This window comes from Periweissella ghanensis (genome assembly GCF_918814755.1).
GTDB lineage: Bacteria > Bacillota > Bacilli > Lactobacillales > Lactobacillaceae > Periweissella > Periweissella ghanensis.
Genome location: NZ_CAKKNT010000013.1, coordinates 1 through 15,159, shown reverse-complemented (window position 1 = coordinate 15,159; position 15,159 = coordinate 1). Strand labels below are relative to the sequence as shown.

Genomic DNA, 15,159 nt, shown 5'->3' with positions numbered 1-15,159 from the left:
ACAATTAAAGACGGTAAAACATTAAATTTAACCGAATTCAAGGAGATGTTAAAATGTCTGCAATTACTGATATTTATGCACGCGAAGTCCTCGACTCACGTGGTAACCCAACTGTTGAAGTTGAAGTATATACTGAAGAAGGCGGCTTTGGTCGTGGTATCGTTCCTTCAGGTGCCTCAACTGGTGAACACGAAGCCGTTGAATTACGTGATGGTGACAAGAGCCGTTACATGGGTAAGGGTACTCAAAAAGCTGTTGAAAACGTTAATAACGTTATCGCTAAAGAAATCTTAGGTTACGATGTAACTGATCAAGTTGCTATCGATAAAGCAATGATCGCGCTTGATGGTACTGAAAACAAGGGTAAGCTTGGCGCCAACGCTATCTTAGGTGTTTCTATCGCCGTAGCACGTGCTGCTGCTGACGAACTTGACGTGCCATTGTTCAACTACCTTGGTGGTTTCAACGCGCACGTATTGCCAACTCCAATGATGAACGTTATCAATGGTGGTGCTCACTCAGAAAACAAGGTTGATTTCCAAGAATTCATGATCATGCCTGTTGGTGCTCCTTCAATCAAGGAAGCAATCCGGATGGGTTCTGAAACTTTCCACAACTTGAAGAAGTTATTGTCAGCTGACGGTAAAGCTACTTCAGTTGGGGATGAAGGTGGTTTCGCACCTGACTTTGCTAACAACGAAGAACCTCTTCAATACCTTATCAAGGCGATTGAAGCTGCTGGTTACAAGCCTGGTAAAGATATTGCCATTGCTATTGACGTGGCATCTTCAGAACTTTGGGACAACGAAACTAAGAAGTACAAGTTACGTTGGTCAACTGGTGAAGAATACACTACTGAAGAATTCATCAAGTACCTTGAAGACTTGACTGACCGTTACCCAATCATCTCAATTGAAGACCCAATTGATGAAAACAACTGGGACGACTGGAAGACTATCACTACTGAACTTGGTAAGAAAGTTCAATTAGTTGGTGATGACTTCTTCGTTACTAACACTCAATACCTTAAGAAGGGTATTGAAATGGGTACTGCCAACTCAATCCTTATCAAAGTTAACCAAATCGGTACTTTGACTGAAACTATGGAAGCCATCGAAATGGCTAAAGAAGCTGGTTACACTGCGATCGTTTCACACCGTTCAGGTGAAACTGAAGACACTACTATCGCTGACTTGGTTGTTGCTACTAACGCCGGCCAAATCAAGACTGGTTCAATGTCTCGTACTGACCGTATCGCTAAGTACAACCAACTTATGCGTATCGAAGACTTATTGTCTTCAAACGTTGCTGAATACAAGGGTATCCACGCATTCTACAACATTTCAAAAGAAGCACGCGAAAACATTATCAACAAGTAATGTTTCGGCATGCACTTTAAAAAGCCACGTAACTTTAGGTTACGTGGCTTTTTTGCTACCGTGCAATTAGATAATATTAGCCAAACCCGCCTAGAATTTGCTATACTTGTAAGGAGCTTTTTTTGCAGTGTTTAGATTAATAATAAAAACTAAAGATATATTTGAGGTTAGAAAAAATGAGCGATTTAGCAACAGAAATTAGTAAACGGCGCACGTTTGCGATTATTTCTCACCCCGATGCCGGGAAAACAACCATTACCGAACAAATGCTTTTATTCGGGGGGGTCGTGCGTGAAGCCGGAACCGTTAAAGGTAAAAAGAGTGGTAACTTTGCCAAGTCTGACTGGATGGAAATCGAACAAAAACGTGGGATTTCAGTTACCAGTTCCGTGTTGCAATTTGATTTTGAAGGTAAGCGGATCAATATCTTGGATACACCAGGGCACGAAGATTTCTCTGAAGATACTTATCGGACTTTGATGGCCGTCGATTCTGCGGTCATGGTTGTTGATTCAGCCAAGGGGATTGAACCCCAAACAAAGAAGTTATTTGAAATTGTTAAACAACGTGGGATTCCCGTATTTACTTTCTTCAACAAATTAGACCGTGATGGCCGTGATCCACTTGAATTATTGGCTGAATTAGAAGATACGCTTGGGATTGAGACATACCCAATGAACTGGCCAATTGGTTCCGGACAAGTTTTACAAGGTTTGTATGACATGTATAACAAAGAAGTCTTGTTGTACCGGCCCGATGTCAATGGTAACACCAAGCTTCCATTAGAAGCTGACGGTAATATTGCCGATGGTAATATCTTAAAAGAAAACCAAATCTGGCGTGATACGTTAGATGAAGTTGATTTGGTAACTTCAGCAGGTAATGAATTTAATGAAGACGCCATTTTAAATGGTCAACTTTCACCAGTCTTCTTTGGATCAGCGTTGACTAATTTTGGGGTGGAAACGTTCTTAAAGACGTACCTTAAGTATGCCCCAGCCCCTGGTCCTAAGAAAACCGTTGAAGGGCAACCAGTGGCACCTTTGGCTGATCAATTCTCAGGTTTCGTCTTTAAGATTCAAGCGAACATGAACCCCCAACACCGTGACCGCATTGCCTTTGTGCGGATTGTTTCAGGCGAATTTACGCGTGGAATGGACGTTACGCTTGGTCGGGATAGCAAGAAATTACGCTTGAGTAATGTGACTCAGTTTATGGCCGATTCGCGTGAAAACGTTGAAAATGCCGTACCTGGTGACATTATCGGAGTATATGATACGGGGACATTCCAAATTGGGGATACAATTTTCTCAGGTAAGCAAAAGCTTGAATTTGAAGACTTGCCAACCTTTACACCGGAAATCTTCATGCGGGTAACCGCTAAAAATGTGATGAAGCAAAAGTCATTCCACAAAGGAATTCAACAATTGGTACAAGAAGGAACCATTCAATTGTACACGGCTTGGTCATCCGGTGATTACATCTTAGGGGCCGTTGGGGCCTTGCAATTTGAAGTGTTCAAATTCCGGATGGAAAATGAATATAACTCTGAAATTGTCTTAGAACCAATGGGTAAAAAGATTGCTCGCTGGATTAATCCAGACCAATTAGATGAAAAGATGGCCTCATCACGGAACTTACTAGTTAAAGACCGTTATGAAGCACCATTATTCTTATTTGAAAATCAATTCGCAGAACGTTGGTTTAAAGATAAGTATCCTGAAGTTGAATTGGAAGCAAAACTATAAAATTCAAAATAAAAAGCGTCCTACGATGGGTTATCGTAGAACGCTTTTTTGTATTACATGAGTTTAATTATTCAGTAGCGTCTGTAGTAGCTTCAGCGCTTGGGGTTCCCTTAGCGGCTGGTTCTTGACCTTCTGGCGTAATTACAATTTCGTCATCAACGAGATGGGCAACGAGTTGATGTTCCGTTGGGTTGTCCAAGAAGTAATCAGCAACGCGATCTTCAACTTGTTCTTGAATCACCCGACGAAGTGGCCGAGCACCCATGGCAGGGTTGTAACCAAGGTCAACCAATTTATCAGCAACATTGTCTTCAACCGTTAAATGTAAATCTTGATCAGCAATCATGTCATTAACATCATCGAGCATTAAATCAACAATCTTGTGGAGATCTTCTTTAGTTAATGGGTTAAATTCGATAATATCATCAAAACGGTTTAAAAATTCGGGTTTGAAGTAGCTACCTAATTTTTCAATAATTGACGCTTTTGGTTTGTTTTCACCAAAACCAACACTTGGTTCAGCATCAACCCCGGCATTTGAAGTCATGATAATAACCGTGTCTTTAAATGAAACTGTGTGGCCTTGGGCATCAGTTAAACGACCATCATCAAGGACTTGTAAGAACATGTGCATAACATCGGGGTGGGCTTTTTCAACTTCATCAAGCAAAATTAATGAGTAAGGGTGACGACGAACTTTTTCGGTTAATTGACCGGCCTCTTCATAACCAACATAACCAGCCGGCGCTCCGATTAATTTAGAAACGCTGTGCTTTTCCATGTATTCAGACATATCAAAGCGAACCATGGCATCGGCTGAACCAAATAATTCTTTGGCAAGTTGTTTAGCAGTTTCCGTTTTTCCGACCCCAGTAGGTCCAACGAATAGGAATGAACCAATTGGGCGACCTGATTTATTAAACCCAACCCGGTTACGACGAATTGCCCGGGCTACTTTGTTAACCGCATCATCTTGACCGATGACATGTTCTTCAAGGTGTTTGTCTAGTTCACGTAATTGGCCGGCTTCAGATTCTTTCAAATCACCAACGGGAATTCCCGTTTTTTCTTCAACAATCTTTTCAAGGTCTTGGTCAGTGACTTCATTTGAACCAGTATCGTGGGGATTTTCTTCGGCTTCTTTTTTAGCACGTTCAAGTTGGTTTACTTGATCACGCCAGTAAGATGCTTTTTCATAGTCTTCACGATCAATAGCTGCTTGCTTTTGGGCTTCCGCAGAATTAATTTTAGTTTGGATTTCTTTTGGATCAACGACCTTTAAGTTAAGGTTTTTACGTGAGCCAGCTTCATCAAGTAAATCAATCGCCTTATCAGGTAAGAAACGATCTTGAATGTAACGAGCTGATAAAGTTACGGCTGCTTTAATGGCATCATCCGTATATTTGACGTGGTGATATTCTTCGTATTTCTTTTGAATCCCTTTTAAGATTGCCAAAGCTTCTTCTTGGGAAGGTTCATTAACAGTAACTGGTTGGAACCGCCGGGCAAGAGCCGGGTCCTTTTCAATTTGACGGTATTCATTTAAGGTTGTCGCCCCAACTAATTGGAATTCGCCACGGGCTAAAGCTGGTTTTAAAACGTTCCCAGCATCCATACCGCCTTCAGCGTTCCCAGCACCCATAATTTCGTGGATTTCATCAATGAATAAAATAACGTTTTTATTCTTTGAAACTTCGTCCATTAATTTTTGCATCCGTTCTTCAAATTGACCACGGACACCAGTTCCTTGAACTAATGAAACTACATCAAGTCGGTAGACTTCTTTATTACGTAATTTGTCAGGCACTTGACTATTAACAATGGCTTGTGCTAAACCTTCAACAACTGCGGTTTTACCAACCCCAGCTTCCCCGATTAAAACGGGATTATTTTTAGTCCGGCGGTTAAGAATTTCAACGACGCGGTTAATTTCTTTATCACGACCAATGACTGGATCAAGATGGCCTTGACGAGCTAATTCGGTAAGGTTAAGCCCAAATTCAGCTAATAAACTACCTTCATTACCATTACCACCCATTTCGCGTTGTGGTTCTTGCGGCCGGCGGGCACTACGTTGGGCGCTCATTTGTTGTTGACCATTTAAGGCCCGGAATAAATCATCGATTGAGTTAAAGTTAAAAGATTCTTGTGGCATGTGGATACCTCCATTATGAATTTGTTTTTGGACTTTTTGATAACATGATGGACAAAGGTGCATTTCAACATTTTGACCATTTAAATTTAATTGCATATGAATTGATGCTGGATTTTTATGACATAGCTGACATAGCATTGCCTCACCCCCATAAGTTAGTTTTATAATTTATTTTATATTATTTAATCAGCGTTTGATTTTATTTGACCAATACTGACCTTTGACTATTATTATACTCATACTAGCTAATGATGCAACTGAAATGCTTAAAAAATTAGCACTCTTTTAATTCAAGTGCTAATTGATGTGATTCGTGAAAAAGGCTTGCAATTACTAAGCGTTCGCGTGAAAATTAAAGACTAGGTAATTTTATTTACTGATCAGAAATGAGGTTAAACGATGAAAGATTATTTTGCATTATTGGAAGCAGTACGCCAAGGTGAAATGGCCGAATTTGTGGTAACGGTTGATGAATTTACGGCATTTCACCAAATTTGGCAAACCTATCCATATCAAAATCAAATTCGGGGCGTAGCTAGCCGAGGTGGCCAAGTTACTTATACCCAACAAGTTGAGCGGTGAGCAAAGTTTTTTATGAAATACTGCGTAAAATTACTTTAAAATAGGCATTTAAAATTAGTGCCGGTTACAGCGATTTCACAAAGATTTTCAAAAATGTAAATTAAAAATGTAAGCCTTTACAATGTTATTAAATAAACGTTTTAAGAAAATGTAATAACTTAGCATTTTTGTATATGAAATTGCTTGTAAAACGTTTTCATTTTGGTTATGATAATGACATAAGGTTTGGTAGACTCAAAGATTGATGCTTGCCCTTATCTAATATTTGTTCAAACAAGGAGAACTTTCATTATGGAATCACGCAACTTTCACATTGTAGCAGAATCAGGTATTCACGCACGTCCAGCAACTTTATTGGTACAAACTGCTTCTAAGTTTAGTGCTGATGTTACACTTGCTTACGAAGGTAAGGATGTTAACTTGAAGTCAATCATGGGTGTTATGTCACTCGGTGTTGGCCAAGGTTCAGACGTTGTGATTTCTGCAAATGGTTCAGACGAAGCAGACGCAATTGCTGCTATCGAAGACACTATGAAGAAAGAAGGCTTATCAGACTAATGACTAAAAAGATTAGCGGTATTGCAGCCAGTAATGGTGTGGCAATTGCTAAGGCTTATAAATTAGTTGATCCTGATTTGTCTTTTGCTAAAACATCAATTACTGATGTTGATGCAGAAAAAGGCCGCTTAACTGCGGCCTTTGATGCATCTAAGGCAGATTTGACTAAGATTAAGGCTAAGGCAGTTGAAAACTTAGGGGCGGAAGAAGCCGAAGTTTTTGAAGCACACCTTACGATTCTTTCTGATCCAGAACTTGTTGGTGCAATCCAACAACAAATTGAAAAAGACCAAGTTAATGCGGAAACAGCCTTGAGTGATGTAACTGATGGTTATATTGCGATGTTTGAAGCAATGACAGATAATGCATATATGCAAGAACGGGCAGCTGATATTCGTGATATTACTAAACGTGTTTTATCACACTTATTGAACGTCACTTTGCCAAACCCAGCTTTGATTGATGAAGAAGTTGTCATCATCGCCAAAGATTTGACACCTTCAGATACGGCCCAATTAGATCGCAAATTTGTTAAAGGATTTGTAACTGATTTGGGTGGTCGGACATCCCACTCTTCAATTATGGCGCGGACGCTTGAAATTCCAGCCGTCGTTGGAACTGAAGTTGCGACAACTGATATTGCCGAAGATGAATTAGTAATCGTTGATGGCCTTAATGGTCACGCCATTATTGCTCCAGACGATGCCACGGTGGCTGAATATAAGCAAATTGGTGATGATTACTTAGCGCAAAAAGCTGAATGGGCCCGTTTAAAAGACGAACCAACAACTTCAGCTGATGGGGTTAAATTCATGACCGGTGCCAATATTGGGACACCCAAAGATTTACCAGCGGTCCTTGAAAACGGTGCCGAAGGAATTGGTCTTTATCGGACTGAATTCCTCTACATGGATTCAAGCGAAATGCCTTCAGAAGAAGATCAATTTGAAGCCTACAAGACAGTTCTTGAAGGTATGAAAGGTAAACCAGTTACGGTCCGGACAATGGATATTGGTGGTGATAAAAAATTACCATACATGCCATTACCTGAAGAAGAAAACCCATTCCTTGGTTACCGAGCAATTCGGATTTCATTAGATAAAACCGATATGTTCAAGACGCAATTGCGGGCCCTTGTTCGGGCATCAGCTTTTGGAACGCTTTGGATTATGTTCCCAATGGTGGCTACGTTGCCTGAATTCCGCGCAGCTAAAGAAGTCTTTGAAACGGTTAAGGCCGAATTGAAGAGTGAAGGCGTTGCGTTTGATGATAATATTAAGCTTGGAATCATGATTGAAATTCCTTCTGCCGCCATTTTAGCTGATAAATTTGCGAAAGAAGTTGATTTCTTCTCAATTGGAACCAATGACTTAATTCAATACACGATGGCCGCTGACCGTGGTAATGAAAAGGTCGCGTACCTTTACCAACCATACAGCCCATCAATTCTACGCTTAATCAAGCGCACCATTGATTGTGCCCACAAAGAAGGTAAGTTTGTGGCTGTCTGTGGTGAAATGGGTGGTGATCCAATCGCCGTACCATTGCTAGTCGGTCTTGGTTTAGATGAATTCTCAATGAGTGCAACTTCAATTTTGCAAGCTCGTTCATTGATTAAAAACTTATCAACAACCGATATGCAAGCATTAGCTGAAAAGGCCCTTGATCTTGATACAAATGATGAAGTCGCTGAATTAGTTAAAGCAGCTACCACTAATAAATAATTATTGATAATAGAAGTTATTGCGCGGAATAATCAACCTATGATTATCAGCAATGACTTCTATTTTTTTACGGAAGCCGTAATTTAATCTTGGTATAATATAAATAAGGGATAATAATTTCTTTATTATTGTTGAAATAGTAAAGTTTCTTGTGGATATATCAATAAAATAAATTAATTGTTAGGTGCAGACTGCGGAATTTTTTTACTTAAATTTGGATTTTTGCTATAATGTGTACCTGTTAAGTTTTATTTTCTGTTTATTTAAATTCTAAAAAGGAGGTTGCTGGATGAATATTGGATTATTTACCGATACGTACTACCCACAAGTTAGTGGGGTAGCAACGTCGATTTCAATCCTTCGGGATACGTTGGAACAAATGGGGCATCAAGTTTATATTTTTACTTCAAATGACCCTAAAGTTAGCCGCAATGTGTATGAACGTAATATTTTTCGGTTTCCAAGTTTCCCGTTTACCGGTTTTCCAGATCGGCGACTAGCGTATAGTGGTGCCTTACATGCTGTGCAAATTGCCAAAGAGTTGAATTTAGATATTGTGCACACCCAAACTGAATTTTCAATGGGCCTCATGGGTAAATTTGTGGCCTTTAGTTTAAAGATTCCTGCAATTCATACGTACCATACAATGTACCAAGATTATTTACATTATGTTGCCAATGGTAAATTAATTGGGCCACGGACGGTTAAAACGGCTGTTCGCAACTATTTAAAGAACATGGAAGGGGTGGTTGCCCCATCCCAATTAGTGTATGAGACGATGGTTGCGTATGGTGTCACCGCACCAATCCGGATAATTCCAACCGGGGTGGATGTGCACCATAATGTCACCGCAGCACAAACCCAAGACCTTCGGCAACAATTAGGCTTAACGGCGGCAACGCCGGTGGCCTTATCATTGGGACGGTTAGCGTTTGAAAAAAATATTGAAGACACGATTGATGCCTTTCAAGCAGTTTTGAGTAAAAATGCGGCGGCTAAATTAGTCATTGCTGGGGATGGCCCCGCCCGCCAATCGTTAACCGACCACGTTGATACCCTTGGAATTAGCGATAGTGTTATTTTTACGGGGATGATTGAGCATACTGATGTTCCACGCTATTATGCGATGGCCGATGTCTTTGTTTCATCTTCACAATCTGAATCACAAGGGTTAACATATCTAGAAGCACTAACTGCACATACGCCAATCGTAGTGATGAATAGTCCGTATGTTAAAGACTTAATTACGGATCCAAGTATTGGCGTTGGCCTAGATGATGTTGATGAATTGGCCGTTGCGCTATTACCGTATTTAAATAAAACGGCGCAAGTCGGGGATTTAGCAAAACGCGATGCCAAAATTAACGAAGTAAGTGCCGAACATTTTGGTACGGAAATGTTGAAGTTCTATGAAGCAGTAATTAATGAATATCAGGCTGATGATGACCGGAATAGTGATTCGATTTTTGGAGCATTTAGTAATCCGTTCAAAAGATAGCCTCAGTAATTGGAGTCTAGTATGTCCAAGAATAACCGCATTGTTTTGATTATTATGCTTGCGATTGGAGTAGCCATTATGGGGTACTCATTACGCGATGTTAATATGAAATTGTTGTTTCACGATATTTTGACAATTAATATTTGGTGGCTGTTAGTGGCAATTTTATGTATTATTGCCTATTTAGTCATTGAAGCCGTCATCGTTAAAGTGTTTGTTGGTGATCGGGTTCATGGATTTACGTTTAAAGATGCATTGCGCGTTCCGTTAGTTGAACAACTTGGGAATGGGATTACCCCGTTTGCCAGTGGGGGTCAACCGTTTCAAATTATGGCGATGATGCAAGCCGGGGTTGAACCAGGGTATGCCACGGCAATTTTATTAATGAAGTTTGTGGTTTACCAATTCGTGATTGTGTTGAATTTCTTTTGGGCGTTAATCGTGGGCTCACATTTTTTAGCTGATAAAGTACATGTCCTTAAATATTTAATGATTTTTGGCTTTTTAATTCACTTTGCAGTCATTGTTGGTTTAATTTTAGTCATGTTTTGGTATGGTTTTACCAAACGAATGACCAACTTGCTTTTGAAGACCGTTAAAGTTGTCGGGCTTGGTGGTAAGGAGAAACGTTTGGAACGGTATCATCGTATTAGCCAATGGGTGGATGTACGCTTGCAAAACTTCCATAAAGAAAGTGTGCGGATGACAAGTAATATTGGCTTAATGGTTAAAGGGTTAGTGTTAACCAGTATTCAGTTAATGTTTTACTATTCAATTCCGTATTTCATTCTGTTAGCCCTTGGCTATACCCACATTAACTATATTTTAATTACGTCATTACATGTCCTGATTGTCATGGTAATTTCTATTTTCCCAATTCCAGGTGGTTCTGGTGGGGCTGAAGTTAGTTTTCAATCACTTTTTAGTAGTTTTATTAATGTGCCAACGGATTTAGTATTGGCAATGTTCATTTGGCGCTTCCTAACTTACTACTTTGGGATGTTTGCGGGGATGATTGCCTTTAATATTCGCGCTGATCGCATTGAAGGTGCTCAAGACTGGCTTAAACAGAAGGAAGAGTAACAATGGATCCCAATTTACAACATGTTTTAAAACGATTACGCGTTATGGTGAGTGATTATGCTTACCAAAAGCAAGAACGCAATTTTGATTTATTCGGTATCAATGTTTGTACGGTTGAATATGACCATCAAACAATGTTGTTTTCAATTTTTGAACGTCAAAACAATGGGACGTTTATCTTTGATGATATCGATTTGGCTGCCATTGAGATTTATAATCAATTGGTTGACTTTCAATTAGTATTTTAGAAGGGTAATCAAAAGCGAAGAACTTTTGATTATTTTTTTATTTAGGCGCTTAGAAAATGCTTAAAATTATTTAGATACCGTTGGCGGTATTTGTGTTTTAGCTAAACCTAAGTATAATTAATCTGTTACACGTATTTATGGAGGAGATAACATGTCGAAGTTTTTTAAGAAGCTCGGCGCTAATTTACAAACAACGGTGGGCTTCTTTTGCTTATCGGCGTTTCTCATTTGGTTAAAAACATATATTGTCTACCAAACTGATTTTACACTTGGCGCACAAGGACCACTACAACACTTTCTATTAATTTTAAATCCGATTGGAACAACTTTATTGTTACTAGGGATTGCATTATACTTCCGGGGGCGCGTAGCTTACTGGTTGATGATTTTAATTAATTTACTCGAATCAATCTGGATTTTTTCAAACGTCCTCTACTATCGTGAATTCTCTGATTTCTTATCAGTAGCGATTATTGGGAGTGCTAGTTCAGTTGATAATAACTTGAATAAAGCCATTGGCGGAATTATTCACTTAGGTGATTTCTTCGTCTTTGTCGATATTATTGTCTTAGTACTATTACTACTCTTTAAAGTTATCAAAATTGATAAGCGTAAAATTAAGAAGCGTTTTGCTTTGTCAATTACGGCCTTAAGTTTCTTCTTAATCTTTGCTGATTTTGGAATTTCAAATGCCGACCGTTCTGGTTTATTAACACGGACCTTTGATAACAACTACATCGTTAAGTACTTAGGTTTGAATGAATACTTAGCTTTCAATATTTTCCAAACCCACAAGCAAGAAGCATCACGTTCAGCAGCCAGTGCTAAAGATATCAAGCCTATCTTGAAATTTATCGATAGCCACCAAGCCCCTGATAACGTTCAATACTTTGGTAAAGCTAAAGGTAAGAACGTGTTCGTGATTCACCTTGAAAGTTTACAACAATTTATGATTGGCTATAAGTGGGATGGGCAAGAAGTTATGCCTAACTTGACTAAGTTCTACCATGATCAAAGCACGATGAGTTTTGATAACTTCTATAACCAAGTTGGTCAAGGTAAAACTTCTGATGCGGAAACGATGTTAGAAAACTCACTCTATGGTTTACCATCTGGTTCAGCCATGGTTAACTACGGAACATCAAACACGTTCCAAGCTGCCCCAGCTATTCTTAGTCAACAAGGTTACACAACCGCTTCATTCCACGGGGATGTTGCTAGTTTCTGGAACCGAGACAATGCCTACAAATCATGGGGTTATGATTACTTCTTTAGTAAACCATTCTACAAGGATGCTGATAATCCAAATTACAACGTGGGTTACGGAATGAAGGATAAAATATTCTTGCAAGATACAGCCCAATACATTCAACAATTACCACAACCATTCTATGCTAAAGTAATTACGGTTACTAACCACTACCCATATGACTTAGATAAGCAAAACCAAACGATTAAGCCATTTAATACTGGTGATAACACAGTTGATGGTTACGTGCAAACAGCGCACTACCTTGACCAAGCGTTTGGTGAATTCTTAGCATGGTTGAAAGCTTCTGGATTATACAACAACAGTATGATTGTGCTATACGGAGACCACTATGGTATTTCTGATAACCACCGGCCAGCGATTGCTAAGTTGTTGAACAAGCCTGAAGTTACTAATGCTGATTTAGCTAACTTCCAAAAAGTACCATTTATGATTCACATGCCTGGTTTAAAGGGTGGGATTAACCACACTTATGGTGGTGAAATCGATGTCTTACCAACTCTATTTGATTTACTTGGGGTTAAAGACGATAACTACGTTCAATTCGGAACGGATTTATTATCACCTAAGCATATTTCAATCGTGCCATTCCGTGATGGTGACTTTGTAACACCACAATACATTAAGTATCAAAACCAATACTTCTACACTCAAACCGGTAAGCAAATTGACTTTAGTAAGGATCCAGCCGCCAAACAGGCGATTGCTAAAATCCAAGACTATGTTGATACTAGCTTATCCGATTCAGATAAGGTGATTACAGGAGACTTACTCCGTTTCTACACCCCAGCTGGCTTTAAGAAGGTTAACCGTAAAGATTACAACTATAACCCTGCTAAGACGAAAGCAGCATTGAAGCAAGATTTAGTTTCTGAGCCTTCAAGTATCTTTGCACGTAACCACGATAAATCACTCGTTGATTTATATAAAACCGATGCACCTGAATTGAAAAAAGATGCTAAATAATAAAAAAAGCAACCGCGAACGGTTGCTTTTTTTATGCTTAGATAAGCATTTTGTGTTTACAGATAGTTATGAATGTTTTAGAATGTTACCTAATCGATAGATAATTAAAAAAATCTAATGTAGGTTAAGAAAAAGTTGAAATGGTGTTCATTCGATGGATGGTTTAGGAGATGGAACAATATGCAAAACAAAACAAAACAAACGAATCTAATTAAATTGCTACTAGGGCAGGGGTTATTGTTAATTGCCTTTAGTAGCTATAGTGTCGTTTTACTATACTTGTTAGTCCAACAATATCACGTCTCAGCCCGCGTATTAGGAAGCTTTGGTATTTTAGCAGCTTTACCACCAGCGTTGATTGCCATGGGCGCACCAATCTTGGGCCGAATTAAAAATAGTAAAGCAATCCTCATTATGTTACAAGTAATTGCCACCGTAGCGCTGATCATTGGTGGTAGTTTACTCCTCACGAACCAAGCGTTAATTTTAGTTGGGACGTTATATCTACTATTAAGTATTGCCACGACGATTTCAGGTTCAGTTGAGATCGGCTTCATTCCGGTTATTTTTCAAGAAGATGAAGCCGCGATTGAAAAGTCAGTTGATTTACAATACTTTATGAGTACGGGCTTAACGATTATTACGAGTGTCGTTAGTTCATTTATTTTATTAGCCCATGGCAGTACCTGGTTATTGTGGGCAAGCTTTATAAGTGCCCCGCTAGGAATTGGCTGCTATCTATTAATTAGTTATGTACCAAATGCAAACCTGTCAGTAATTAATGAAGAAGCGGATGCAGTAGATATGGTGCAAACTAGTTCGTATTTCAAACAAATGCAAACCGCCTTGTACCAATTTACCCATACCATGCCGGCATTCTTAATTATTTTATTTGAAGCAATCTTAGGTGGGATAACTGGCTTGCTATTTGAATTGTTACCATTAACGATGAAAGAACTGGGGATTGCGGTAGCATTTTTTGCCATTGTTAGTGCGACACAAAAAGTGGGTGATTTATTAGGCGGGGCTTTAGCACCATTAGTTAAATGGAGTGCACCAACTTTTTTTGCCTGTGATTATTTGATTTCGGGGATCTGTTTTATCGTAATTACCTTACCGTTACCGAATGTTATCCGGTTATTGCTACTATTATTGGCGGGAATTTTTATGGGGATGTCAGGGAATGTCTTTGAAAAGTTGATGTATCGTTCATTTAATGTTGGCGATATTGCCGCCATGCATGCCTTAACCACATCAACGTTTGCCTTTTTCTCGGTAATTAGTTATTTAGCAGCGTGGGTGCGGGTACCAACTATTATGTTATGGCAGGCAACGGGCGTTTTGACCATTGTGTTAGGAATCTTATTGATAAGTGTGGCTAAAATAAACCAAACGAATGCGCATTAATCGGTTAATTAATGATGTAAACCGTTGCCACTTAAGTAATCAATTATCGAAAAAAGGTGCAATGAACTAATTATATGAGTTTTAACGGGTCTCTTTTAAAATAAAGCGCGTGAAAATTTACAATAATAAGCGGAATTATTAGTAGAAATACGAATGATTTCGTTTTTTTATTATCGGAATAAACCTTGATTTAATAGGCTTTTACGCCGTGTTTTTACTTTTTAGTTTGAAATAATAAAAAAATACTCAAAAAGTGTTGACTATTACTACAAGTCCTAGTAATATAGTTTAAGTCCTAAGCGAGCGGATAACTTAATTACAAGTTGTTCAGAAAGCTTTCGAAAAATTAATTTAAAAAAGTTGTTGACGAAGAGTTAAACATCTGGTAATATTAATAAATGTTGTTACGACATATTAAGTTGTTAACAATAACGTAGATCTTTGAAAACTGAATAAAGTTTTGACAATCAAATGTGTAAGTACTTTGAAATTAAATTTCAGAGTTAAACAAATTTGCGAATGTCAATTTCGCTAGTAAATT

Annotated in this window: 11 protein-coding genes; 10 read left to right on the top strand and 1 reads right to left on the bottom strand. The window is 38.8% G+C overall.

Going from position 1 to position 15,159, the window contains the following annotated elements; all coding sequences use genetic code 11:
* Window positions 1-53 precede the first annotated feature (53 nt).
* Together eno and LQZ76_RS05505 are read left to right on the top strand one after the other, a co-directional pair.
* Entirely contained in the window at window positions 54-1,379 is a 1,326-nt protein-coding gene (gene eno / locus LQZ76_RS05510; protein WP_168722655.1) for a phosphopyruvate hydratase, read from the top strand.
* A 176-nt stretch (window positions 1,380-1,555) separates the two neighbouring features.
* Window positions 1,556-3,127: a peptide chain release factor 3 gene (locus LQZ76_RS05505; RefSeq protein ID WP_230098756.1), complete on the top strand. Its 1,572-nt coding sequence runs from the start codon at window positions 1,556-1,558 to the stop codon at window positions 3,125-3,127.
* A 67-nt stretch (window positions 3,128-3,194) separates the two neighbouring features.
* On the opposite strand, the gene LQZ76_RS05500 is transcribed toward LQZ76_RS05505, so the two are convergent.
* A complete protein-coding gene (locus LQZ76_RS05500) occupies window positions 3,195-5,420 on the bottom strand; it encodes an ATP-dependent Clp protease ATP-binding subunit (RefSeq protein WP_230098755.1) in 2,226 nt (741 codons plus the stop codon).
* A gap of 261 nt (window positions 5,421-5,681) precedes the next feature.
* Here LQZ76_RS05500 and ykzS point away from each other — a divergent pair, with 261 nt between their 5' ends.
* The 8 genes from ykzS to LQZ76_RS05460 all read left to right on the top strand — a co-directional run bounded on the left by ykzS (window position 5,682) and on the right by LQZ76_RS05460 (window position 14,618).
* The gene (gene ykzS / locus LQZ76_RS05495) at window positions 5,682-5,864 is read left to right on the top strand and encodes a protein YkzS (RefSeq protein WP_230098754.1); all 183 of its coding nucleotides are present in this window, start codon (window positions 5,682-5,684) and stop codon (window positions 5,862-5,864) included.
* 291 nt (window positions 5,865-6,155) lie between these two features.
* A complete protein-coding gene (locus tag LQZ76_RS05490) occupies window positions 6,156-6,422 on the top strand; it encodes a phosphocarrier protein HPr (RefSeq protein WP_168722659.1) in 267 nt (88 codons plus the stop codon).
* Complete coding sequence (gene ptsP / locus LQZ76_RS05485) at window positions 6,422-8,146, top strand: phosphoenolpyruvate--protein phosphotransferase (protein ID WP_230098753.1); 1,725 nt, start codon at window positions 6,422-6,424, stop codon at window positions 8,144-8,146. The genes LQZ76_RS05490 and ptsP overlap by 1 nt, the downstream gene beginning before the upstream one ends.
* Window positions 8,147-8,435: 289 nt before the next feature.
* Complete coding sequence (locus LQZ76_RS05480; protein ID WP_230098752.1) at window positions 8,436-9,644, top strand: glycosyltransferase family 4 protein; 1,209 nt, start codon at window positions 8,436-8,438, stop codon at window positions 9,642-9,644.
* Between the two features lie 21 nt (window positions 9,645-9,665).
* On the top strand, window positions 9,666-10,727 hold the full coding sequence (locus tag LQZ76_RS05475; protein ID WP_230098751.1) for a lysylphosphatidylglycerol synthase transmembrane domain-containing protein: 1,062 nt from the start codon (window positions 9,666-9,668) through the stop codon (window positions 10,725-10,727).
* Between the two features lie 2 nt (window positions 10,728-10,729).
* Complete coding sequence (locus tag LQZ76_RS05470; RefSeq protein ID WP_230098750.1) at window positions 10,730-10,975, top strand: DUF1797 family protein; 246 nt, start codon at window positions 10,730-10,732, stop codon at window positions 10,973-10,975.
* Window positions 10,976-11,126: 151 nt separating this feature from the next.
* Window positions 11,127-13,211 (top strand): LTA synthase family protein, encoded by a 2,085-nt coding sequence (locus LQZ76_RS05465; protein ID WP_230098749.1) that lies wholly within the window; start codon window positions 11,127-11,129, stop codon window positions 13,209-13,211.
* 180 nt (window positions 13,212-13,391) lie between these two features.
* Complete coding sequence (locus LQZ76_RS05460; RefSeq protein WP_230098748.1) at window positions 13,392-14,618, top strand: MFS transporter; 1,227 nt, start codon at window positions 13,392-13,394, stop codon at window positions 14,616-14,618.
* The last annotated feature ends 541 nt before the right edge of the window (window positions 14,619-15,159 follow it).